Annotated in this window: 24 protein-coding genes; 18 read left to right on the top strand and 6 right to left on the bottom strand. The window is 62.5% G+C overall.

The window, feature by feature from the left end; translation table 11 throughout:
* Positions 1-215: 215 nt before the first annotated feature.
* The 6 genes from P3H15_RS48065 to P3H15_RS48090 are packed head-to-tail and all read left to right on the top strand — an operon-like array spanning position 216 to position 5,658.
* Positions 216-932, top strand: coding sequence for an ABC transporter permease (locus tag P3H15_RS48065; RefSeq protein WP_276143816.1), 717 nt, complete (start codon positions 216-218; stop codon positions 930-932).
* A gap of 3 nt (positions 933-935) precedes the next feature.
* On the top strand, positions 936-1,793 hold the full coding sequence (locus P3H15_RS48070; protein ID WP_276143797.1) for an ABC transporter permease: 858 nt from the start codon (positions 936-938) through the stop codon (positions 1,791-1,793).
* 13 nt (positions 1,794-1,806) lie between these two features.
* Positions 1,807-3,009: an MCE family protein gene (locus P3H15_RS48075; RefSeq protein WP_276143798.1), complete on the top strand. Its 1,203-nt coding sequence runs from the start codon at positions 1,807-1,809 to the stop codon at positions 3,007-3,009.
* Positions 3,006-4,028 carry an MCE family protein gene (locus P3H15_RS48080; RefSeq protein WP_276143799.1) on the top strand — a complete coding sequence of 341 codons (1,023 nt, stop codon included), beginning with the start codon at positions 3,006-3,008 and terminating at the stop codon, positions 4,026-4,028. Before P3H15_RS48075 ends, P3H15_RS48080 begins: the two co-directional genes overlap by 4 nt.
* Positions 4,025-5,272: an MCE family protein gene (locus P3H15_RS48085; RefSeq protein ID WP_276143800.1), complete on the top strand. Its 1,248-nt coding sequence runs from the start codon at positions 4,025-4,027 to the stop codon at positions 5,270-5,272. The genes P3H15_RS48080 and P3H15_RS48085 overlap by 4 nt, the downstream gene beginning before the upstream one ends.
* A gap of 2 nt (positions 5,273-5,274) precedes the next feature.
* Complete coding sequence (locus P3H15_RS48090) at positions 5,275-5,658, top strand: MlaD family protein (protein WP_276143817.1); 384 nt, start codon at positions 5,275-5,277, stop codon at positions 5,656-5,658.
* On the opposite strand, the gene P3H15_RS48095 is transcribed toward P3H15_RS48090, so the two are convergent.
* On the bottom strand, positions 5,555-6,967 hold the full coding sequence (locus P3H15_RS48095) for an IS30 family transposase (RefSeq protein ID WP_276143818.1): 1,413 nt from the start codon (positions 6,965-6,967) through the stop codon (positions 5,555-5,557). The genes P3H15_RS48090 and P3H15_RS48095 overlap by 104 nt on opposite strands.
* Positions 6,968-6,999: 32 nt before the next feature.
* On the opposite strand from P3H15_RS48095, the gene P3H15_RS48100 reads away from it, so the two are divergent.
* From P3H15_RS48100 to P3H15_RS48140, 9 genes are all read left to right on the top strand, one after another.
* Entirely contained in the window at positions 7,000-8,049 is a 1,050-nt protein-coding gene (locus P3H15_RS48100) for an MCE family protein (protein ID WP_276143801.1), read from the top strand.
* The gene (locus P3H15_RS48105; protein ID WP_276143802.1) at positions 8,049-9,194 is read left to right on the top strand and encodes an MCE family protein; all 1,146 of its coding nucleotides are present in this window, start codon (positions 8,049-8,051) and stop codon (positions 9,192-9,194) included. Before P3H15_RS48100 ends, P3H15_RS48105 begins: the two co-directional genes overlap by 1 nt.
* Positions 9,191-10,615, top strand: coding sequence for an MCE family protein (locus P3H15_RS48110; RefSeq protein WP_276143803.1), 1,425 nt, complete (start codon positions 9,191-9,193; stop codon positions 10,613-10,615). Before P3H15_RS48105 ends, P3H15_RS48110 begins: the two co-directional genes overlap by 4 nt.
* Positions 10,615-11,292, top strand: coding sequence for a hypothetical protein (locus tag P3H15_RS48115; RefSeq protein WP_276143804.1), 678 nt, complete (start codon positions 10,615-10,617; stop codon positions 11,290-11,292). Before P3H15_RS48110 ends, P3H15_RS48115 begins: the two co-directional genes overlap by 1 nt.
* Positions 11,289-12,074, top strand: a complete 786-nt coding sequence (locus P3H15_RS48120; protein WP_276143805.1) for a hypothetical protein — start codon at positions 11,289-11,291, stop codon at positions 12,072-12,074. The genes P3H15_RS48115 and P3H15_RS48120 overlap by 4 nt, the downstream gene beginning before the upstream one ends.
* Positions 12,075-12,108: 34 nt before the next feature.
* On the top strand, positions 12,109-12,891 hold the full coding sequence (locus tag P3H15_RS48125; protein WP_276143806.1) for a hypothetical protein: 783 nt from the start codon (positions 12,109-12,111) through the stop codon (positions 12,889-12,891).
* Complete coding sequence (locus P3H15_RS48130; RefSeq protein ID WP_276143807.1) at positions 12,888-13,868, top strand: RDD family protein; 981 nt, start codon at positions 12,888-12,890, stop codon at positions 13,866-13,868. The genes P3H15_RS48125 and P3H15_RS48130 overlap by 4 nt, the downstream gene beginning before the upstream one ends.
* A gap of 68 nt (positions 13,869-13,936) precedes the next feature.
* Complete coding sequence (locus tag P3H15_RS48135) at positions 13,937-14,977, top strand: ABC transporter ATP-binding protein (RefSeq protein ID WP_276143808.1); 1,041 nt, start codon at positions 13,937-13,939, stop codon at positions 14,975-14,977.
* Positions 14,967-16,301, top strand: coding sequence for an NlpC/P60 family protein (locus P3H15_RS48140; protein ID WP_276143809.1), 1,335 nt, complete (start codon positions 14,967-14,969; stop codon positions 16,299-16,301). Before P3H15_RS48135 ends, P3H15_RS48140 begins: the two co-directional genes overlap by 11 nt.
* 699 nt (positions 16,302-17,000) lie before the next feature.
* Here P3H15_RS48140 and P3H15_RS48145 read toward each other — a convergent pair.
* Genes P3H15_RS48145 through P3H15_RS48155 form a run of 3 tightly spaced genes read right to left on the bottom strand, consistent with a single transcriptional unit; the run spans position 17,001 to position 19,230 of the window.
* Positions 17,001-17,285: a fibronectin type III-like domain-contianing protein gene (locus P3H15_RS48145; RefSeq protein ID WP_276143810.1), complete on the bottom strand. Its 285-nt coding sequence runs from the start codon at positions 17,283-17,285 to the stop codon at positions 17,001-17,003.
* Positions 17,282-18,040, bottom strand: coding sequence for a glycoside hydrolase family 3 C-terminal domain-containing protein (locus P3H15_RS48150; RefSeq protein ID WP_276143811.1), 759 nt, complete (start codon positions 18,038-18,040; stop codon positions 17,282-17,284). Before P3H15_RS48150 ends, P3H15_RS48145 begins: the two co-directional genes overlap by 4 nt.
* Complete coding sequence (locus tag P3H15_RS48155; protein ID WP_276143819.1) at positions 18,001-19,230, bottom strand: glycoside hydrolase family 3 N-terminal domain-containing protein; 1,230 nt, start codon at positions 19,228-19,230, stop codon at positions 18,001-18,003. The genes P3H15_RS48150 and P3H15_RS48155 overlap by 40 nt, the downstream gene beginning before the upstream one ends.
* On the opposite strand from P3H15_RS48155, the gene P3H15_RS48160 reads away from it, so the two are divergent.
* Entirely contained in the window at positions 19,135-19,416 is a 282-nt protein-coding gene (locus tag P3H15_RS48160; RefSeq protein ID WP_276143820.1) for a hypothetical protein, read from the top strand. The two genes, P3H15_RS48155 and P3H15_RS48160, sit on opposite strands and share 96 nt — an antisense overlap.
* 462 nt (positions 19,417-19,878) lie before the next feature.
* On the top strand, positions 19,879-20,361 hold the full coding sequence (locus tag P3H15_RS48165) for a TetR/AcrR family transcriptional regulator (protein ID WP_276143812.1): 483 nt from the start codon (positions 19,879-19,881) through the stop codon (positions 20,359-20,361).
* An 868-nt stretch (positions 20,362-21,229) separates the two neighbouring features.
* Here the strand turns inward: P3H15_RS48165 and P3H15_RS48170 are convergent.
* A complete protein-coding gene (locus P3H15_RS48170) occupies positions 21,230-21,550 on the bottom strand; it encodes a hypothetical protein (protein WP_276143813.1) in 321 nt (106 codons plus the stop codon).
* A gap of 316 nt (positions 21,551-21,866) precedes the next feature.
* Positions 21,867-22,703, bottom strand: coding sequence for an SDR family NAD(P)-dependent oxidoreductase (locus P3H15_RS48175; protein WP_276143814.1), 837 nt, complete (start codon positions 22,701-22,703; stop codon positions 21,867-21,869).
* 335 nt (positions 22,704-23,038) lie between these two features.
* On the opposite strand from P3H15_RS48175, the gene P3H15_RS48180 reads away from it, so the two are divergent.
* Positions 23,039-23,620: a TetR/AcrR family transcriptional regulator gene (locus P3H15_RS48180; RefSeq protein ID WP_276143815.1), complete on the top strand. Its 582-nt coding sequence runs from the start codon at positions 23,039-23,041 to the stop codon at positions 23,618-23,620.
* Positions 23,621-23,780 lie beyond the last annotated feature (160 nt).

Raw genomic sequence — 23,780 nt, forward strand, 5'->3', positions numbered from 1 at the left:
ACGGCGTGCGCCCTTATACGGCCCTCACATCGCCCACAGATCGGTCAGTAGAGCCACATTTCATTCCCAATCGACAGAGGAGGAGACCGGTGATCGGTTCCCCATCGCTCGCTGTAGACCAGCGTGCAACGGGCAACGGCAACCGTGGCCCCAAAGCCCGCAAGGTGTCGAGCCTGGCCCAGGCGGCACTGCGCCCGGTGGGCGGCTTCTTCGAAATGTGCGCCGAGACGTTTCAGGCTCTGCTCAAGCCCCCGTTCCAATGGCGAGAGTTCGTCCTGCAGTCGTGGTTTATCGTTCGCGTCGCGTTGCTCCCCACTCTTCTCGTCTCAGTACCTTTCACAGTTCTGGTCGTCTTCACCCTCAACATCCTCTTGGTCGAGTTTGGAGCCGCCGACCTGTCCGGGGCTGGGGCCGCGCTCGGCGCCGTAACACAGATCGGGCCGTTGGTCACTGTGTTGGTCGTTGCCGGCGCTGGTGCGACCGCAATATGTGCCGACCTCGGAGCACGGACCATCCGTGAGGAAATCGACGCTATGAAGGTCCTGGGAATCGATCCGATTCAACGCTTAGTTGTCCCAAGGGTTCTCGGGTCCATGCTGGTTGCGTTGTTGTTGAACGGCTTGGTGATCACCATCGGCATCGTCGGCGGATTCGTCTTCTCCGTAGGATTTCAGAACGTCACTCCAGGCGCGTACGTTTCCTCCCTCACATTCGTGACAGGATTGCCGGAAGTGATCATTTCCGAGGTGAAGGCCTGCCTATTCGGCCTCATCGCCGGTGTGGTGGCATGCCACCGTGGCCTGACAGTCAAGGGCGGCCCGAAGAGCGTCGGCGACGCCGTCAACGAAACAGTCGTGTACGCCTTCATGGCGCTGTTCGCGGTGAACGTTGTTGTGACTGCTGTCGGAGTGAAGTACGGGACGGGGCAGTAGCACATGAGTAGCCAAGTACCGTACGGAAGCGGATTACGACGGGCAAAAGAGATTTCGTCGGCACCACTTCGATTCCTTGATTCAACCGGCGAGCAGGCCGTCTTCTTCTGGCGAACTATCCGTTACACGCCGCACGCCGTCAGGACCTACTCGAGGGAGACCCTTCGGCTGGTCGCTGAGATCGGTATGGGATCAGGCGCACTGGCCGTCATCGGTGGAACGGTGGCAATCGTGGGGTTTATGACCTTCGCAGGTGGAACTCTGGCCGCCATACAAGGGTTCAACTCGTTGGGCAACATCGGAGTGGAGGCGCTGACGGGCTTCTTCGCCGCATTCTGCAATGTGCGGATCATGGCACCTGTGGTGGCAGGTATTGCGCTCGCAGCCACTATCGGGGCGGGAGCGACTGCCCAGTTGGGTGCAATGCGGATCAGTGAGGAGATCGACGCACTCGAGGTCACGGGGATTCGGTCGATGTCGTATCTGGTGTCCACCAGGGCCATCGCTGGAATCGTTGCTATCGTTCCCCTCTATTCGATGGCGGTCATCATGTCGTTCCTGGCTGCTCAAGTGACAACAACGACGATCTACGGTCAGTCGGCAGGTGTCTACAACCACTACTTCTTCACCTTCTTGAGGACTACCGATCTTCTCTGGTCCTTCGTGGAGGCGCTGATGATGGCGACAGTGGTCATGCTCATTCACTGCTACTACGGCTACAACGCCGCCGGTGGACCTGCCGGTGTCGGCGAGGCGGTGGGGAAGGCCGTGCGCACCTCCCTGATCGCGGTAGTGATGGTGGTTCTTTTCGCCTCATTGGCAATTTACGGCACTTCCGGCAATTTCAACCTGGCTGGTTAGGCGGACGGGAAAGATGAACCTTCGAAAGAAATCGCACTATAAGCGTCCACCGCTGCGAATAGCGGGTGCGGCGATGCTCATCGGCGTCGTGATGGCGCTGGTCCTGTGCGTGCAATCATTTCGCGGCGCATTCGAAAGCACCGTTCCATTGACGATCGTCTCCGATCGATCCGGACTGGTGATGGATCCCGGCGCCAAGGTCCAACTCAACGGGGTAGAGATCGGACGAGTCAGCGCAATACAGCAAACTGGCAGCACTTCCCGGCTGAGCCTCGATATCGATTCGTCACGCTTCGGCCTGCTCTCGGCGGATACCACAGCAGAGATCAAAGCGTCGACGGCCTTCGGCGCAAAGTACGTCGCGTTGACAACTAGGCAGGGCCCCGATCAGACACATCTCGCCGCGGGGAGCGAGGTCGCGTCGGGCAACGTCACCGCAGAGATCAACACCGTCTTCGAGAACCTGACATCGGTCATGCGCCACGTCGACCCGGCAAAGCTCAACTCTGCTCTCGGCGCAGTTGCCGAAGGATTCCGTGGACGGGGAGAACAGCTCGGCGAGACCATGGTCGAGGCAGACTCGGTCCTCACCCGACTCAATCCTGTACTACCCCAATTGCAGGATGACCTCCGCGACTCGGCGACTGTCGTGAATACCTACGCCGATGTCGCACCGAATCTGATGGAACTGCTGAAGTTCGCTTCAACGACCTCGGATTCGGTCGTCGAACGAGAAGACGAACTCGACTCGATGCTCGCCGCAGCGGCCGCGTTTGGTAACGAGGGCGCTGCGTTGACGAACGACCTCGAGCCCGGACTAACCGCTTCGATGGGGTTGCTCGTGCCGACAACGGGACTTTTGTCGAAATACAGCCCCGCCCTGCCCTGCTTGTTGCACCAAACCGTCGATACACGGGATGCACAGATGGGATCCTTCGGAGGAAATACCGGGTACTCGCTGGATTTCGATATCGCGTTGCTGGGTGGCGACAATCCGTATAGCTACCCCCATAACCTTCCCAAGAACGAAGCCCAGGGCGGTCCGGGTGGTCAACCGGGTTGCTATCCGGTCATCACCAAGGACATGTACCCGTCGCCTCACCTCGTGACCAACAGTGGTGCATCGATCAATGATTCAACCACCCTACGCGTGGGATCCCCACTCTTCGTGGACTACCTGTTCGGTAATATGGTTGGAGGTCCCGCACACCGATGAAAATCTCTGGAACGGTTGTCAAACTCGCCACTTTCGCGGTGATCATGATCCTTTTCACCGCAGCAGTAGTCGTGGTCTTCTCACAGATGCGTTTCGGCAGCGAAAAGACTTTCAGGGCCGCCTTCGCCAATGCATCGGGTTTGAAATCAGATGAATTCGTCCGCGTCGCCGGTGTCGAGGTCGGAAAGGTGAAGTCGGTCGAAATCGACGGCACGGCAACCGCGCTCGTCGAATTCGCGCTCACGAAGGACGTGCCGTTGACGGAATCCACCAGGCTCGCTGTACGCTACGAAAACCTTATCGGTGCACACTATCTCGAGCTAATCGACAGCCCAGGATCGAACACACCTCAACCCAGGGAAACAACGATCCCCGCCGATCGCACCATAGCGGCGTTGGATCTCGACGCGCTCATCAATGGATTCCGACCGCTGTTCAAGGCTTTGGACCCAGATCAGGTGAACAAGCTCTCCGCCTCGCTGGTCAACGTCTTCCAGGGCCAGGGTGCCACGGTGTCGTCCTTCCTGAGACAGGCCGGGGAGCTGACCTCGTCGCTCGCTGACCGCGATCAACTGATCGGCTCTGTCATCGACAACCTGAACATCGTTCTCGGCACCGTGGACCAGCGCAATGCGCAGTTCGATCAGGGAATCGACAACTTACAGAGGGTGATCAGCGGACTCGCGTCGAAATCCGATCCCATCGGCGACGCACTCGTGCACGTAAACGACGCTTCGCGATCCGTTGCAGAACTGCTCACGAATACACGACCCAGTATCAAGAACGACATCTCAGAAGTTGGTCGTGTCGCCGGCTTGGTCAACGCAGACAAAGACTATGTGAACTGGGCGCTGAGTTCCTTGCCGGACGCTTACGGAAAGCTCTCGCGGCTCGGGCTTTACGGTGACTTCTTCACGTTCTACCTGTGCGATGTGCAGTTGAAGGTGAACGGCCCCGACGGAAACCCCGTGTACGTCCCGATCATCGGACAGCGGGCAGGAAGGTGCACAGTCCAGTGAGCCCTCATAAGAGATCGAACACCGCACGTACGGGCCTGATCGGTGTAATCATCGTGGCCGCTGTGGTACTCGTATCCGTCAACTTCGAACGTATCGCCTCGGCGATCAGCTCCTCGGTCACCTACACGGCGTACTTCGGGGACACCGGGGGACTGGAGACCGGCGACAAGGTATTCCTCTCAGGGGTCCACGTCGGGGATGTCGAAGACATCGCACTCGACGGCGACAAAGTCGAGATCAAGTTCGGAGTAGATGGTCCGCCTCTAGGGGTCGACACCGAACTTGCCATCAAGACACTCACCGTTCTCGGCAGAAAGTTTCTGGACGTGACGCCCAGAGGGGACAAGGAACTATCGAGTAACCAGCCGATCCCGATCGAGCACACATCGACCCCCTACCTACTGACCGATGCGCTCGGCGATCTCTCCACCACGGTCAGCAGGCTGGACACCGACCAGGTCACCAACGCACTCGACACGCTCAGTCAGACCCTGGACCAAACCGCTCCGAACCTGAGTGCTGCTCTGAGCGGTGTGTCCCGGCTCTCGGATACGGTCGGCATGCGGGATCAAATGGTCAAGGACCTCTTCCACAATGCCGAGTCTCTCACCAAAGTGCTCGGTGACCGGAGTCAGCAGATCACCAAGCTTTTGCTCGACAGTAATACGCTGTTCGGCGCGTTGGATCATCGCCGCCAGGCGATCGACACCCTACTGGTGAACCTCTCGGCCGTGACAGCACAGGTCGCGTCGCTGGTCGATGACAACGAAGAGCAACTCCGCCCGGTACTCGACCAACTCAACAGCGTGACGGAACTTCTGAACCAGCGAAAAGACGACGTGAAACGGGCCATCCTACCGGCCAGTCAGTACGCGACCTCCCTCGGCGAGTCCGTGGCCTCGGGCCCCTTCTACAAGGCGTACGTCATGAACCTGCTTCCGGGACAGTTTCTACAGCCATTCATTGATGCGGCATTCGCGGAGAAGGTAATCGATCCCGGAACATTGAACGGGCAGAGCACCTTCCCGGTGACATGTGGCGACAACGTCGCTCCCGGAGCGACCTCTCCCGGCCGGACGCAGCCAGTTCCGAACCCAAGCGCTTGCCCCGTGCAACCCGGCAGTGCTCTGCAACCGCAGAGTCCTGCATCGCAGCCTGCGCTACCGGGCTTGCCGCCGCTGCCGACACTGCCGGCACTGCCGGCGCTCCCTGGACTTCCGCCGCTACCCGGATTGGGGGGATGATCATGTCGAGACCGTCTCTGCAAGCCCTGTCATTCAAGAGGCGAATCGCGGTACTGTCCTTGGTCGCGGTGCTCGTGGCGGTCGGCCTGGGCCTGGGCTGGCGAGCCTACGACCGGGTGACGACTACAGCTGTGGTCGCGTATTTCGACAACACGAACGGACTGTACGTAGGGGACAAAGTCAAGGTTCTTGGCGTTGATGTCGGGGAGATCGACGCTATCGATCCGGACGGTGATCGAATGAAGGTCAGTTTCCACTACGACTCCGGTTACCAGGGCGGATTCAATCGGTCGTCGCAACACCTGGCTGTTGCAGTGAGCGTAGCTGCTCGGCGAAGACCTCGGCCGGGGTTCGCCAGTCGTGGATCTTGCGGGGCCGGTTGTTGATCGCCAGGGCGACGGCTTCGAGGTCCTCGGCGGACCACCTGGACAGATCGGTTCCCTTCGGGAAGTACTGGCGCAGTATGCCGTTCGTGTTCTCGTTCGTCGGTCGTTGCCAGGGCGAGTGCGGGTCGGCGAAGAACACTCTCGTGCCGGTATCGAGGGTGAACTGGGCATGACCGGAGAGTTCCTTCCCGCGGTCCCAGGTGAGGGTCTTGCGGAGCTGGTCGGGGAGCGTGGTCATCGATGTCGTCAGCGCGGCGTTCATCGCGACGGCGCCGTAGCCGCCGAGGGACGGACCGTTCTTCACGGGTGGCTTCTCGCCCCAGCCCTCCAGTCGAGGCAGGTGCACGAGGATCGTGGATCTGCTGCTGCGCTCGACGAGCGTGCCGATCGCGGATCGGCCGGTCCCGATGATCAGATCCCCCTCCCAGTGCCCCGGGACGGCGCGATCGGCGGCTTCGGCGGGGCGTTCGCTGAACACGACGTCCTCGGTGACATGCCCTTGCGGCTTGTTCTGCGACCGCGCTCGGGGAACCCGCAGCGCCCGCCCGGTGCGCAGGCACGCGACCAGCTCCCGTTTGAGCGCGCCACGGCCCTCGATGAACAACGATTGGTAGATCGCCTCGTGGCTGATGCGCATGGACTCATCATCGGGGAAGTCGATCCTGAGCCGGTGCGAGATCTGCTCCGGGCTCCACGCCGTCGCCCATGGCCTGTCCTGCCGATGCGGCTTGTTCAGCCCCTTCCACGCAGGCGTCTCAGGCCCACGGACGATCGTGCCGTCGGGTCGGCGGACTCTGCCGGAGAGACGCTCCTGCACGTACTTTCGCAACCTGTCGTTGCCCACCAGCTTCGCCGCCTTCGGGCGTTTGGCGGCCTGTTGCGCTTTCCACTGCGCCACCAAGGCCCGGTAGACCCGCTTGCCGCCCCGGGTCGCTGCGTTGCGGCGCAGTTCGCGTGAGATCGTTCCCGGGTCACGTCCGATCCTGCGAGCGATTTCGCGCACGCCAACATCCTGGGCGCGTAACAGAGCGATCTCCTCACGCTCGGCGAACGACAGGTAGCGGCCCGTGGGCTCGTCCAGGCTGATCGGCGGCATGCCACCAGCGTGACGGAACCAACGGCACCCGACCGGCCACGACACGCCGACGGCCTCCGCGGCCTCGACCGTCGTCACTCCCGATGCGATCCGCCGCCAGAAGTCCCGCTGCACCGCACGAGAGGGCTCAGGCCGGCCCGGTGAACGCATCGGAGGTCGCAATGCCCTGTCCGCCGCCCACTGCCGCCTGGCACCCACCGGCGCCTCACGCATCTGCTTGCTGCTGCATCCCATCGCACACCTCCGTGATCGAGGTGTTGCATCGACCGATTGAGCCCGCCCAGGTTCCCGACCAAGCCAAAGCTGTTGTCCTGTCGCAGAGCCTGATCTCCTCCCGATCGATCCAGCTGACTCCGGCATACACCGGGGGACCCGTCTTGGCGGACGGCGGCGAGATCCCGATCTCGCGCACCGCGGTCCCGGTTGAATGGGACGATCTGCGAAAGCAGCTTCAACACCTGTCTGAATCGATCGGTCCCACCGAAGCGAACAAGGCCGGCTCCCTCGGCAACTTCGTCAACAGTGCAGCGGACTCGCTCAGAGGAAAAGGCGACGATATCAATTCGACACTGACCAAGCTGTCCGATGCGATGTCGACGATGTCCGACGGGCGCGACGACCTGTTCGCCACTATTCGGAATTTGCAGGCATTCATGACTGCGCTGTCTGCCAGTGATGACCAAATAGTCCAACTGAATTCGAACGTCGCCGCGGTTTCCGATGTGCTGGACAACTCCGATAACGAATTGGCCACGGCACTTCAAAATGTGGACGCCATGACGGCCAGGCTCGGTCAGTTCGTCAGAGATAACCGTGACGGACTCACGAAATCTGTCAACGACCTCGCCGCTGCCACCAACTCTTTGAACGAGGTCCGCCCCGACATCGAGCAACTTTTGCACGTTGCGCCCACCGCAATTCAGGATATGTACAACATCTACCAACCGGCTCAAGGCTCGTTTACCGGCGCACTGGCCGTCACACAGTTCCAGAATCCAGTGCAGTTCATCTGTGGCGCAATCCAGGCGGCCAGCCAGCTCGGCGCCGCGGAGGCTGCCAAACTGTGCGTACAGCACCTGGCGCCGGTCTTGCAGCTGACGCAGATGAACTATCCGCCGGTTGGGGTAAACGCCGCCGCCGGAGTTCAGGTCAGACCGGAGCAAATCGACTACAGCGAGGACTGGCTCCGAGGAACGGCCCCCTCCCCGTCCAGCGCAAAGCCAGTGGATTCCCTCGGCGGCCTCGCCGGATTGTTAGGAATTCCGGACACCGCGAATGCAGGAGGTGGCCGATAGTGACCAGCAGGAAATCAACTCGTGCGGCGATGATCGCGCTGATCTGTGGGGTGACACTGCCCATGTCGGCATGCGATTGGCAGGGTGCCAACTCGTTGCCGCTGCCCGGAACCGCCGGTTCGGAAGGTGGCGCATACACGGTGAAGATCCAGATGCCGAACGCGACGTCAATCCAACGGAACAGCCGAGTGCGGGTCAACGATGTCACCGTGGGCAATGTTGACGATGTCCAGCTCAATGGCTGGGAGGCACTCGTGACCGTGACGCTCGACCCGGCAATCCGCCTTCCGGCGAACGCGACCGCCAAGATCGGCCAGACAAGTTTGCTCGGCTCGTTACACATTGAACTGGCCCCCCCACTCGCAGAACCACCCGTGGGTGAATTGCGAGACGGTGACACGATACCGATCGAGCACGCGAGCAATTACCCGACAACGGAACAGACGCTGGCATCGGTGTCCACGGTGCTGAACGGTGGTGGGCTCGCGCAGATCCAGGAAATCAGCCGAGAGTTGAATGCCGGCCTGTCCGGACATGAAATGGAGGTCCGGAACCTTCTCACGCAACTTGACACGTTCAGCGGAGGCCTCAACGAACAGCGGAATGACATAATCACCGCGGCTGAAGGTCTCGATCGTTTGGCATCGACCGTCGACCAGCAGAACGACGTGCTGGCTGGCGCACTCGAGCGTATTCCACCTGCGCTGGTGGTGCTCGGCAAGCAAGAGGAAGACCTCAACAACACGTTGATTTCCGTCGGAACCTTTGCTGACGCGGCGAACCGCGTGGTCACGACCAGCTCCGAGGACATGCAGAACAACCTTCGCGATCTCGAACCGGTGCTGCGCGCACTCGGCGACGCCGGTCCGGATCTCACCCAGGCCTTAGGGATGCTGCCGACGTTTCCGTGGCCGCTTGCGAACCTCCCAAAATTCCTCAGGGGCGACGCAGCCAATCTGAGCGGAACAGTTGACTTGACCTTGGGCCGCCTCGACAGGGGACTGCTGCAGGGGACGCCGTTGGAGGGCTCGTTGACGAACGCCGAAACGGCCCTCGGCCGCACGGAGGGGCGTATCCCTGCGATCTCCACGAAGAATCCCTTGACCGCCGGGCTCGACTCCGTGGTCATGAGAGGTACCCGATGATTCTGTCCAGGTTTGTGAAGTTTCAGTTGATCACGTTCTCGATCCTGACGGTGATTGCATTGGTCGCTATGGGAGTCGTCTACATGCGATTACCGGCCTTGATGGGCATCGGCCGCTACACCGTCACGGTCGAACTCCCGACGAGTGGTGGGCTCTATAGCAGCGCGAACGTCAGCTATCGCGGCTCGACGATAGGAACCGTCACCGATGTCACCCCAACTGCGGACGGGGCCCTCGCAACCCTGAGGGTCGACAGTTCCGTACAAGTTCCAGTGTCGGCTCACGCCAACGTGCATAGTCGGTCGGCGCTCGGTGAGCAGTTCGTGGACTTCGTACCGGACTCGTTAGATGGACCTTTTCTGAAGGACGGGGACGTCGTTCCATCCAGCCGAACCACAGTGCCGCAGGATATCGCTCCGATGATCGACACCCTCAACAGCAGCCTGACAGCAATTCCTCAACAGAATTTGAGCACACTGATCGACGAGACACACCGTGCGTTCGAGGGGTCCGGAGGCGCATTGCAGCGCCTACTCAACGGATCGGATCGGATTCTGGACCAAGCGTATGCGGACGCTGACGCAACAACGACGCTCATCAACGACTCCGCGCCGTTCCTGAATTCGCAGGTTGTCAGCAGTCCAGCAATCCGCGAGTGGGTGCAAAGTCTATCGTCGATCGTTCAGCAGGCTGACGCGAACGACCAGCATCTGAGGAATATCCTCGAAACTGGACCCGAGGCGGCCAATGAGGCGACCGCCCTCTTCCAGCAGCTGCGTCCAACCGCGCCGCTCGTAATGGCCAACTTGACGAGCCTCGGCCAAGTTGCCGTAACCTACAACCGCTCCTTGGAGCACTTGCTGGTGCTGTTTCCGGCTGCGATCAGTGCACTCAAGACCATTAACGTGCCGAATGCGGACACCACCTCTCGGGCGTTCCTCGACTTCAACTTGAACTTGAACGCTCCGCCTCCCTGCACGACAGGATTTCTGCCGGCATCGGAACGGCGCGACGGTTCGGCGACCGACTTTCCGACCCGCACCACCGACCCGCTCTACTGCGCTGTCCCTCAGGACTCATCCGTTGCAGTACGTGGTGCACGCAACCTGCCGTGCATGGACACGCCCGGCAAACGTGCACCAACGGTGGAAATTTGCAAGAGCGACCGGCCCTACGCTCCGGCAGGGACGAACCCGTGGGTGGGAGACCCAACTCCCACAGTGAACAATCCTGCGGCACCGGCCGCGGGCATGGAAGGTCCTACTGGCGCATCTCCCCAAGTGGGTGCGGCGAGTTACAACCCCCGCTCCGGGGAATACCAGGGCAGCGACGGTCGGACGTACGTGCAGACCGACCTGGGTCGCATGCAAACGCGCAACGACGCGTCGCCGATACAAGCGATTCTGACAGGAGGTCACTGATGCTCCGACGGAAGGCGCGATCAGCATCGAACGATGCAGCGGTTCGGGCAGCACTCGAGGCCAGGCAGGCAGCGCTGGCCGCCGTGGAGGCTGCAGATGCCGCAGAGACAGCCGTGGCGTCGGCGGAGATGGAGAGCGAGGGCGCCGACGAGAACACTGCTGCGGCCAGCCCTGCTGACAGAAAGAGACTCTCGCGCAGATCAGTTCTCGCTGCAATGTTGTCGGGGCTTGTTCTGGCGGGGTTACTGACGACAGCAGGACTGTTCGAGAACGCGCATCGAACCAGTCTGGAAGAGAGTGACCAGGATCTGATCGTTCTCGGCTCTGCCCGACAAGCCGTGATCAACCTGATCTCGCCGAATGCGCAGGACGCCGCAGCCAGCGCAGATCGCATCGTCAACGACGCCACCGGAGACTGGTTGTCCGAATTCCAGAGCACGAAAGACGAGTTCGTCTCTGCAATAGCTCAATCCAAGACCGAGTCCAATGGCGAAATACTCGGTGCCGGGCTCGAAGGGCGCAACGATGACGGCAGCGCGACCATCCTTGTGGCCGCCGTTTCCAAGGTCACCAACGCGGCCGGTGCTCAGGACGAGCCACGAACCTGGCGTCTGCGCGTTGAGGTCGTCGCCGCTGACGGCACCTACAAACTGTCGAAGGTCGAGGTCGTGCCATGACCGTCGAACTCGACAACACTGATACCGCGTCGGAGGCGACCGTGGACCGTGCCGCCAGGAAGGGCTGGCGAAACATCACTTGGGCAGTCCCGCTCTTCGACCCGCTGGAGGTCCCCGCTCGTCGCGGTGTGCTCCTCCGATGGGGCCTTCAGGTATTCGCGCTGGGTGTGCTTGTCGCCACGGGCACGATGCTCGGTTTCCCTGTCTGGTTCGTCATCGTCGCAGTAACGACCGCTTTGGCCGCTGTCTTTGTCACGTACAAAGGCGAAGTCGCGCTGACCCGTCCGACGACCGCGGCGAGTGGGGGAAATCAGACGATGGCAGTTCTCGCCATACTCGCGGCATCAACAACTGCATTCGCGTTGGTGTCGCACTTTCAGCGCACCGTGATCGACGAGCAAGCGGTCCAAATCCGCCTCCTCGCAGCCGAGAAGGCGGGCGAACTCACCGCGAGCGTGCTGACTTACAAGGCCGCCACCGTTGACGACGACGTGACTGAAGCCAAGACCCACTTGACCGGAGCGTTCCTCAACTCGTATTCAGCTCTCACCGCCGACACGATAATCCCGCAGGCGAAGCAGGATCAGGTCGACACGCATTGGGAAGCAAGCGGAACCTCCGTCATCACAGCGGAACCCGACTCCGCGACGGTGCTTGTGTTCCTACGGGGCACCACAGTCAGCGCCGCCAATCCCGACCCGACGTACCTGTTCAGCAGTGTGCGAGTCCAAGTGGAAGAGTGTGCCGACCAGTGGCGAATCTCCCAGCTGGAGCCCCTATGAGACCGACCGTCTCAGCGAAACCAAGGAGGCTGGGATGACGAAGACATCCACCCCTACCGGCACGGCGCGATCGCAGATCGATGTCGACATCAATACCCTCCGCGCCGAGGCCGTCGAAGCCCGAGCGGCCGCGACAGCGGCGCTCGCGGCCGCCGAGCGGGCGGTGAAAGTAGCAGAGTCACGTCCACGGAACAAGCGATTCGGGATGGGAGCCGACACGCAGTCCAAGAGAGGCGAGAGCGGCACCAGCCGTCGGAGTCGGCGACCCACAATCGACCGTGCAATAGCAATGGCTCTCCTGCTGACCTCCGTCGCCGGGTCGGTGGTCGGTGTCAAGGCGGCGTTGGACCACCGGGCAGTCGAGCAACGGAATGCGGCGGATCGATCGGTGCTGGCCTTCGCCGAAAACGCGGCGTCCGAACTCGTCTCCACGAGCTCGGACGATGCCGATGCCTATGTGCAACGGGTTCTCGACAACGCTACCGGACAGTGGCGCAACGACTTCGATGTCCGCAAAGCGTCGGTCCTCGACACCATGAAGGCCTCCGGGACCGTCACGGTAGGCCGCGCCGTCGGATCCGGTATCGAGCGGCGAAACGACGATGGTAGTACGACAGTTCTGGTGGCCGCCGCAGTGGACGGCGCCGTCCCCGCCGCCGTGCCCAATGCCAATGATCCCACCGGAGGGTCCGATCAGCCATCGGCGGGCGATCCTGGTGTACCGGCCACGACCGAGCCGCAGCAGTACCAACTGCGCGTCGACGTTCTCGATGTCGACGGGCAACTCAAATTGTCGAAGGTGGGATTCGTCCAATGACGATACTGAAGCTGGATTCGCAGGTGGAAGAGGAGTGCGCAGAGCCCAAGTGCAGCAGCGCGGGACAGCATGAAGCTTCTCTCGGACGGCGAGCTCGCGCACTGGCCATCGACGTGTGTCCACCACTCGCGGTGGCGGCAGCAGCTGGGGCCGTGTCACAGATTCTGCAGACCAAAGGATGGGTCGCCGTGTGTTGGGGCGTCGTGGCCGTCTCCGCGCTTTACTTCGTCGCCAACAGCGTCATCTTCCAGGGTCGCACCGGTCTCACTACCGGAAAGTACATTGAGGGTCTCCGGACGGAGTCTGCGTCCACTGGAACTGCCGTGGGGGTCACCCGTGCGATCATCCGCGTCGGATGCCTGCCTTTCGACGGGATCCTGTTCCTCATCGGGCGGGGATGGGCTCATCATCGGGGACAGCGGCGGACATTCGCCGACAGCGTCGTCGGGTCAGTGGTGCGATCATCCGGTGCTGCACGACCAACCGATCGCCGACGCCGGACCGGTGCGGCGGCTGCGGCGTTGGTCTCGCTCTGCGCCGCACTTGCTCTCGTCCTGTTTCAGTTCTTCGTCCAACGCGTCGGTGACCAGGAACTCGCGGCAGCGCGAGAGACGGTCGCGCGCGCTGCCACGGACGGTGCCGTTGCGGTGCTTTCGTACAAGCCTGAGTCCGTCGACCAAGATCTCAGTGCGGCGGAAGCCCGGCTCACCGGCGACTTTCTCGGCTCCTACACGATGTTGGCGAAGGACGTCGTCGGCCCGACGGCAAAGGAAAAGAAGGTGATGATGCAGGCGTCCGCGACAGGAGCGGCCGTCGAGTCTGTGACCACCGACCAAGCATCGGTCTTGGTCTACATCAATCAGGTAACCACCGCCGCAGAGAACCCCCAATCAACGCAGTCGCAGAACGCAATCCGGGTGGGACTGACACGCGTCGACGGCACCTGGCTGATCAACCAGTTCGACCCGCTGTTCTGACGGCACCGCAGCGGATAGCAGCCGCTGCTTTGTAACACCAATCCCTAGGTCGTGAGAGTGAGGAAACAATGGGTGTCGAAGTAGCGGTCGAAAGCCTAACGAAATCATTTGGTTCGCAGCAGATTTGGCAAGATGTGTCGTTGACGCTTCCGCCTGGTGAGGTCAGTGCATTGCTGGGCCCGTCGGGAACCGGTAAGTCGGTGTTCCTGAAGTCGCTGATCGGTCTGCTCCGCCCGGAGCAGGGTTCGATCGTGATCGACGGCACAAACATTCTCGACTGCTCGACGAAGGAGCTGTACGAGATCCGGAAGCTGTTCGGGGTGCTGTTCCAGGATGGTGCCTTGTTCGGGTCGATGAACCTGTACGACAACGTGGCTTTCCCGCTGCGCGAGCACACCAAGAAGTCCGAGTCCGAGATCCGCAAGATCGTCATGGAAAAACTCGAGTTGACCGGATTGGTCGGCGCCGAGACCAAGCTGCCCGGTGAGATCTCCGGTGGTATGCGCAAGCGTGCCGGCCTGGCGCGGGCGTTGGTGCTGGACCCGCAGATCATCCTCGTTGACGAGCCGGACTCGGGTCTGGATCCGGTGCGCACCACCTACATCAGCCAGACGTTGATCGACATCAACGCCGAGATCGATGCGACGATTCTGATCGTCTCGCACAACATCAACCTGGCGCGGACGGTGCCCGACAACATCGGCATGCTCTTTCGCCGGAAACTGGTGATGTTCGGACCGCGCGAGGTGCTGCTCACCTCGGAGGAGCCGGTGGTCAAGCAGTTCCTCAACGGCACCATGATCGGCCCGATCGGCATGTCCGAGGAGAAGGACGACGCGCAGATGGCGGCAGAGCAGGCGATGGTCGACGCCGGTCACCACGCTGGTGGTGTCGACGACGTCGAGGGCATCGTCCCGCAGATGAAGGCGACCCCGGGGATGCCGTTCCGGCAGGCCGTGATCCGCAGGCAGGAGCGCGTCCGGCACATCATGCATACCCTGCCGGAGAACGCCCAGATCGCCATCCAGGAAAGCCTCGACGAGAATTCGGACGGCTGGTTCTACGACGACTTCACCGCACCCCTGGACGGCGTGGTCGATGTCCGTTGATCCGTCGTCCCTGATCGTCGCCGTGATCGCGGCGGCCGGTGCCTTCGTTCAGGGCACGGACGCCCCACCGGAGATCAAGGACCAGGCAACTCAGACCCTCGAGTCGTACTCGGCGTCGACGGCGGACCAGCAGGTGTCCGACCTGATCGCGGCGTTGCCTGAGCCGGTGCGCGCACCGGCACAGCAAGCAGTAGGCGAGGTCACCGCCGCGGCAGCGGCCGTACTCGAACCGCACCTTCCGCCCGGGACGCGCGACTCATCGCCGACACCCGAGCCCGGGCCGCAGACACCCGCGGAGCCGGTCGTGCCGCAGTCGGTGCCGGAACCGGAGCCGCCGGCATCGGTGTTCCTGTCGAGCCCACCCGTCTACGACGACGAGTCCCCGGCAGACACCAGCACGGTGCTGCAACCGGTTCCAGCGGCCTTTCCCCGCGCGTCGCTCGCCCCGATCGGCGCGATCGCACTCTTCGCGCCGTGGCTGCGTAAAGCCGGATCGATCTGCGACGGAATCAAGCCCGCGACACTGGCCGCGCTATATGCGGCGGAAAACGGATTCCGGTACGGGCCTACCGCACCGGTGTCCCCGGCCGGCGCGCTCGGGCCCGGACAGTTCATGCCCGGCACCTGGGCGATCTACGGCAAGGACGCCGACGACGACGGCAAGGCTGACGTGCTCGGAATCGCCGACCCCGTGATGGCGTCGGGACACCTGCTGTGCAACATGTACGAACAGATCGACGACTGGAAACGCCAGGGCCGAGTTGCCGGGGACACTCTTGACCTCACCATCGCGGCATACAACGCAGGACCCGGTGCCGTACTGCGCTCCGGTGGAATGCCCTCCGGCAGCTCGGACTACGAGAACCAGACCAAACCGTATGTGACGAAAATCCGGGGCAGTGAACCGTCCTTCGCGCAGCTGCTCGCACCGCTCATCGGACTGTCCCTAGCCGACGGCATCGGCGGGCGGGTGGTCGAATCGGCCATCCGCTACCTCGGCCTGCCCTACGTGTGGGGCGGCGGGAACATCGACGGACCCTCGGGTGGCGGCTTCGACTGCTCGGGCCTGACGTCATTCGCAATTCATGCCGCCACCGGCATCACTCTGCCCCGCACGTCCGAGACCCAGTGGAACATCGGGCAGGAAATTCCGATGGACCAGGCCCGGCCCGGTGACCTGCTGTTCGGCAACTGGCAGTCCGCAGGCCCCGGGCACGTCGCCATCTACATCGGCAACGGACAGATGATCCACGCCCCCACCACGGGTGACGTCGTGCGCATCGCTGACGTCTTTCCCGAGATGAAGGCCAGGCACATCCCTTAACGACGCTACTTGCGACTGCGAATTGGCTCTCGATCTGTCGGTCCAGATGAGGTGCTGCTCTCCTCTGAGAAGCCGATGGTCAAGCAGTTCGTAGGTAGCACGATGATCGATCCGATCGGGAGCTCGGGAGGAACGGGAGCGTATATGGCGTAATTCGAGGCGATGATCGACGCCGGCAAATCGCGGGAATCCAGGCAGACGGTGTCACGGAGATTCTTCGAACGCTGCCGCTCTCTGAGGAGATCATTCCTCACGCGAGCAATCTCGTTTGACGCACGCAGCCAGGATGAACCCGACGCGCAATGCGGTGGTTGAAGCGCGAGATCTATTGATAGAGAACATAGTTCCACCGAAACGAATGGACAACCAACATGATAATTGATCTTGTCGAGCCGATTCAGAATCTTGTCACGTCGATCGCCTGGCTTCTGCTCCGTGGGCATCTGCCACCGCCGTTTTGACAACAGGTCTGCGCAGCTCAGGAGCTGGTTTCAACATCGAGACAACAGTGACGACCTCGCCGTATTCACGTACGGCGAGGTCGTCACCCACCTGGCAGGGAGAAGCGCCATCATCGACTGGCCGGCGACGCTCTTCCTTTGCGTGCTCGGGGTGCCGCTGGGACGTTTCCGCGATATGGCCACGACTACCGCCCGATTGAGTGTGACAACCGTCATAAACCCTCTGGGCCGCGCTTCATCAGCCGATCTCGACTTCGATCGCCGAGACATCCTCCACCGATGACGACCCGACGTGCAGCGTGAAGCCGCCCGGTTCGTAGGACCAAGACCCGTCCCAGTGTGCAAAAGCTCTCCGGGGGATGTGAATACTTACCTGCGTGGTCTCTCCTGCCGCGGCTCGCACCGTCTCGAAGCCGACGAGCCAGCGAACTGGGCGATCGACCGCCGATTCAGGACGAGATGCGTACACCTGGACGACGTGCTTGCCCGCGCGAGCACCAGTGTTCGTGACCAGGGCGGTCACGGTGAATCCGTCGCTGTCCTGCGTCGAGGGGACGGCAGCAGTCTGGTCGACTGCCCACGTGGTGTATCCCAGACCGAATCCGAAGGGATAGGCGGGCAGGGTTTCGGCCTTGAGCCAGCTCCGATATCCGACGTGTATTCCTTCCTCGTAGTGGACGCACCCGTTCTGTGGCACGACGTCGATGACCGGGCGTCTTGCTGTGTTACGGGCCATGTCGTGGGGAGCCGGCCGCCAGGCTCTCGCTCGCCGGTAAGCACGTCGGCCAGGGCGTTGCCGTATTCCTGACCACCGAACCAGGTGAGCATTACCGCCGCAACGTCGTTGCGCCACGGAAGTTCGACAGGCGCTCCAGAATTAGCGACAATGATAACGTTCGGATTGACGCTGGCGACTGCGCGGACGAGCTCGTTCTGCAGGCCGGGCAGGTCGAGCGATGTGCGGTCGATGCCTTCTGACTCGACCCTGGAGTTCGTTCCCACCACCACGATGGCGACGTCTGCGGCTCTGGCGGTTTCGACAGCTTCCGCGATGAGGGCTTCGGGCCGTGAGACGTCCTCCTCGATACCGAACTGGAAGGCAAGGAAACCTGTGATGGCGTCCTCAGTGATGTCATGCTCGATACGAATCGAGACGGGCCGACCTTTCCGGACTTGGACGGGCACAGTGGCGGCCGGGGGAGTGATGACGGACGCGCCGAGCATGTCGCCGACCGGTGTTACGTACTTGTCGAGAACGAGGACTTCGTCGATCCACATCCGGGAGACTCCGGCCGAACCGACGCCGAGCCGAAAGTTCCGTCTGCGTCAGGGGTATAGATGGTCCGAGCCTCGAACAGGTCCGCGCTGAGCGCCGATGATTCGACGCCGAACCAGTAGAACGATGTTGCACAGCGGTCCTCTACCAATAGCTCTTCACCATGGCGGGACAGTCGGACCCGGACCCCAGGTTCGCCGGACTCCGGATTGGTAAGAGTTTCGAGGGGGAGATCTGCGATGCCCTCCTGCACGCCAGCTCCCGTCGCATAGGACACCTGGGCGTGGGGAAAGGCGCACCTGATTCCTTGCAGTGGGCTGACTTCATACGTGGACACGACGGTCGCGCTGCCCCCTCCCTGTGTTCGAGCGAGCGCTGCGTTGTGGCCGATCACCGCGATATACCCGGTCGTCGACGACGAAAGCGGGAGTACGCCGTTGTTGTGAACGAGGACGATTCCTTCGGCTTCCACCTCACGAGCAAACGCGATCGCGTCATCGGCAGAAGTCTCCAGAGGTGCGGGATCGAAGCCGTCGAGCGCCCCGACACGAGCTGCGAGTTGCAGGATTCGGTGCACCTTGCGGTCGATCGCAGCGTGGGACACCGTGCCAGCTCGGACGGCACCCACCAAGGAGTCGCCCCAGGCACCCGTAGATCCGGGCATCGAGAGATCCTGTGACGCGTTCGCCGACGCGATCGATCGGACTGCCAGCCAGTCACCGACCACGACACCGTCGAATCCCACTCGGAGTTGAGCGGTGCCTCGAGCAGTTCGTTCTCCGTCATGGTGACCCCATTGATGCCGTTGTAAGACGACATGATCGCCCATGTGTGGGCCTCGGTCACAATCTTCTCGAAGGCGAACAGTAGACCTCGCGCAGTGCACGCTCGGATACCTCGGTGGAGGAGGTGAACCGATCCGTCTCGTAGTCGTTACCGACGAAGTGCTTGGGGCTGGCCGCCACGCCACCCGCCTGTATCCCTGGACGTAGGCGGCGCCGATATCGGTCGTGAGCAGTGGATCCTCGCTGAACGCCTCGAAATGCCGTCCACCAAGGGGTGACCGCTGCAGGTTGACGGTTGGCCCGAGCACCATATGGACACCCTTGCGGCGTGCCTCGGCCGCCAGGACCTGGCCATACCGCCTGGCGGTGGCGCGGTCCCACGAGGCGGCAAGAGCGGTACCGCTCAGGAGGCCGAGGGAGGGTTCGCGTTCGTCCCAGCGCTCGCCTCGCACGCCGGCGGGTCCGTCGGAGAGGACCATGCTCCGCAGTCCGATCTTTTCGATCGGCCAGGTGGTCCAGAAGTCGCGACCGGTCAGCAACCTGACCTTCTCGTCGAGATCGAGGCGCGCGACGAGTTCGTCGATGCGCTCTGACTCCTCGAACACCCCTGGCAGTTGAATCTATTTGGGCCGGTGGCGCGAGGTGCTGGCGCCGGCGACGGCGCAGCCGCATCTGGTCGACGCCTCGACCGACCACCTCCGAGGCCATGGCGCCCGATCCGATAATCTCCGCAAAAGCGGCCTCAACAATCCGACAGCCGCCATAGGGATCAGTGCACAGGCGGGAGTTTTCGCCCAAGCGCAACTGCGAATTCTCGCTGGTCCGCGGCACACCGGACCTCGGTGAGCCGGTGAGGGTGGATCCCGAGGAAGCTCGCCCATCTCATCAGCAGCTGGACTTGGGCACCCCAAGGCTGGAGCGTTTGCCCGGTATCCGAGGGCCGCGCGACAACTCGGTGGACGGCGAGCCCCCGACGAGTGCCTGGGTTCTGATCGATGACGTGATCACGAGGGTCTGGTTCCAGGGCAGCGTGTGAGTGGCGGTGGGGTTCAGGCATGAGCCGGCGAACCAGGGGTGGCAGCTATTTGAAGGGCGTCAGGCGAAGGAAGGAGATCCTGGACCAGGCGCATAAGGCTTTCGCGGAGCGCGGCAGCTTCAAGATGTCGCTGCGCGCGGTCGCTGAAGAATTGGACATCTCGCACGCGACGGTTCTCCACTATTTCTCCTCGCTCGAGGAACTGATGCTCGAGGTCGTCGCGCTCCGAGATAGCGAGTCGGCGCGCTGGTTGGAGACTCGGCGGCAGGAGGGACTCATGGGCGAACTCACCGAGGCTGCACGACGCAATGTCGCCACGCCTGGTCTCGTCGCGGCATACACGTCGATGATGGCGGCATCCGTCGAGCCGACAAACGCGTTAGCACGCGCCTTTTTCGCCAGGCGATTCGCGAACGGAAGGAGAGCCCTCGCGCAATCGATTGAATCTCGAACTCAAGCGGCGAGCGACAGCGCAAAGACGCGAACGCTCTCGCGTCCTTGATCATGGCGGCATTCGATGGGCTCCAAGTGCAATGGCTCCTCGACCCGGGGATCGATTTGGCGGGCTCGCTCGCGCTGCTCGAGTCCCTCGTCGGAGACGCACCCGCTGCATTGGCAAAGTTCCAGCGGATCACAGCAGATGCACTTCACGACGTGATTGACGGGGCGAAGCGAACTAAGTTCTCCGGCGGCCGGACCTGCCAGCCGGAACTGCCCGTTGTTCGGCGAGGACCTGGCCGGTGTGGTGCGGAACGGCGGCGGAATGCCCACCAGGTCGAGGTTCCTCCGCCACTGTGGACGCGCATTGCGTCGGCAACCGCCACCGCTGAAGGTGGCTTCTCGTCGGCCTCGAAGAGTCGGAGGGTATGCGCTTCGCCATGTTCGGCGTGCGGCTTTCCTGACCGGTGTCGGCGAGTCCGTAGCCGAATTTTCTCGCGCGCCTTGGCTTCCTCGACTGTCCACTCGGTATTCCGTCGTGTACGTGAGAGGTCGTGTTGACGTTCGAGTTGCACCGATACTCACGTCGTCCTGTACTCGGCACGCCTACACGCGGATTCGCACTGTCGTGTCACCTGGAATTTCTCACGAAGGCGGCAGAATTCTCAGCTTAGCCATCCGCGACGTCGAAGACGCCCGATCAGAGTGGTCAGCGCAGCTCGGCGCGGACGGCGATCGTGGCGCGGAACCGTCGCGACGCAGTTGTCGGTGACCAGTTCCGGACGTGTGCGTTGGTATTCGAGGAATGGTTCGGCCAGTCCGTCCCACGTCCTGTAATCGCCTGCCCGCGAGAGCGTCCAGCCGAACTCGTCGCCGACCTTGGTGTCGGTGAGGCGGACGGCAAAGCTCTCGTAGGCCCAGTCGCGGATCGGTCACGGGGACGCAGGGTACTCAGGGAGAATCTTCCGTAGTTTGTCGATGAACCGTGCAGGGGTCATTCCAAAGGAGACAAAGATTTCATCAGGGGGCGGCCCTCCATAGGGTTGCCAACGCTTGACGAAATCGATGATGTTCTCTTCCTCCGACTTTCGAGGATACGACCTGCTGGCCGTCTTCCTGCGGTTGACACGGTAGCGACGGATGTCGGCTTCCGAGGTCGTTTCCGGCGTACTTCCGGCCGCATCGGTATGCAGCCGTTGGTTGTTGTCGGGTGTGGTGGGGTGGCGCCCGAGGTTCTGTGGAGCGTTGCTCATGGTCGTCTAGTCCTTCCGTGATGAGGTGGTCAGCACACGAACGCTTGCCGCCGCGCAACCCGTCGGCGAGCGAAGGGCCAGGTGGTGCGTTGAAGACAGCTGAGGTGCCGGGACTCGCATTCGCTGTAGGTTGACGGACCTAACGCGATCCCGCTCATTCCAGCAGCCAGTGCCCGTCGACAGTGAGCTCATGCGCAGCTCGTCGGTCAGTGCGTCGATGCAGGCTTGGCCGATTCCCGATGTGCCGCCGGCAAGCAACGTCACCCGTCCGTGCAGTTGCAGATTGATCGGAGTTCCTTTCCGTGGATGCGGCTCGTCAGGTCCGGTCCACGGCGAGGGAGAACCGCGGATCGAAGGCGACGGTGCCCACATCGACCGCGCTGTGTCCGCCGTCCACCGGCAGCACCGCAGCGTTGACGTACGACGCCGCCGGGGAGAGCAACCAGGCGATGGTGGCAGCCACTTCCATCGACTGCGCCGGACGGGGAAGCGGGACGAGAGCCGAAGCAAGGTGGTACGCCTGTTCCGCGTCAAGGCCGCGCTCACGACCGAGTTCTGCCATTTCCTCGTCGGCCATTTCCGTTCGGGTCCAACCGGGACACACCACGTTTGCGCGGACCCCGTGTCGTCCGTAGTCGATGGCGACGGACTGCAACAGCATGCTCAATCCTGCCTTGGTGGCGTTGTAGCCGCTGTTCCCGCTTGAGGCGCGCAGCGCACTGACGGAGGCCACGCCGACCACCGCCCCCCGGTTGGCGATCAGGTGGCGCAGGGTGAGATGTAGGAGTCGGTAGGGCGCGGTGAGGTTCGTCTCGACCATGGCCGCCCAATCGGATTCGGATAATTCTCCTACGGGCCCGGGCCGGACGATGCCAGCGTTGAGCACGACACCGTCGAGCCGGCCGAAGCGGACGACGGTGTCGTCGACCAGGGAGCGCACGGCGGCAGGGTCGGTGGTGTCGGCGATGATCGGGTGGGCGCCGGTGGTGTCGGCCACTCGCTCGAGAGCGTCGGTCCGGCGCCCGCAGATGACGACCGTCCACCCGGCGGTGGTCAGCGTCTCCGCGGTGGCCGCTCCGATGCCGCTTCCTCCACCCGTGACGAGGGCAACGGCATCATTCTTGCCGGGTCGGTTCGCGAGATTGTCGGGCATTGTGAGCGCCTTCCCTGCTGGCGAAAGTCGTGAGTAGCTAGCGGACCGTGTGGCGTGGTTTTCGTCGGGTGGGACATTGAGTGCTTCCGTGCGGGATGGTGTCGGCGGTAGTGCCGACCTGCCGCATCCGAACTGAAGTATCCATCCGGATAGATGTGATCGGTGGCACAAATATGCCCGAACCTGTACAACTAGTCAAGCGGATAGATGCGGATTCCCGGGCCGAGGACCGACGCCCGTGCGGGCGTGCCCTCCACGGCACTGGTCCCGGTCGGCCACCGACTACGCTCACGTCCGCGCGGCCGCAAGTGCGACCACCCGGGGATCGAGGAGACATGACCGCTTTTGACTCCACCGCGACGCGTAATTCGCCGAGGTACGGCGAGGGTCGCCACGCACTTCTGGCTGCCGCGGTCCACGTCGTCGCCGCCCAAGGTCTGCGGAACTTGACCTACCGGGCAGTCGCCAGGGAGGCGAAGGTAACCCACGGCTTAGTCGCGCACCATTTCGGCACCCGCGACGCCCTGATCGAGGCAGCGCTGCAGTTCTCGGTGGAGAACAGCGTCACCTCGATCAGCACTCGACCTGGCACCGGTGACCTCGACGCGATCTTCGCCGGCTTGATCCACATGGTCGAGGCCAACCCGGACGACCAAGCCTTCCAGTACGAGCTGATCCTCGAATCACGTCGGCGAACGGAATTGCGACCGCACGTCGAATCGCTCTACGGTACCTACCGCGGCGCCCTTCGCGACGAGCTGGCGCACGGCGGCATCGAGTGTGATGAGGCGATGGCACACGCGTTCATCGCGGCGGCCGACGGGCTGATCTTCCAGCAGATCACCTTGGGTCACTCCGACTTCAATGAGGCCGCGCTCGTACACCTACGTCGTTTCCTGAAAACGCTGGCCGAGTAAGTGAGCCACCGATGTCCTCTCATGTTGCGTGACCGCACCCTCAACGGCCACACCCCGCGTAGCGAATCGCGTAAGGCAGGGGATAGTGAGCAGGCGCGGGGATCAGATCGGGCTGACGGCGCCGGTGGGCATCTCGGTGGCCTCGATCTCGACGTTGTCG

It is taken from the genome of Rhodococcus sp. T2V (genome assembly GCF_029269925.1).
GTDB classification, from domain to species: domain Bacteria; phylum Actinomycetota; class Actinomycetes; order Mycobacteriales; family Mycobacteriaceae; genus Rhodococcus_F; species Rhodococcus_F koreensis.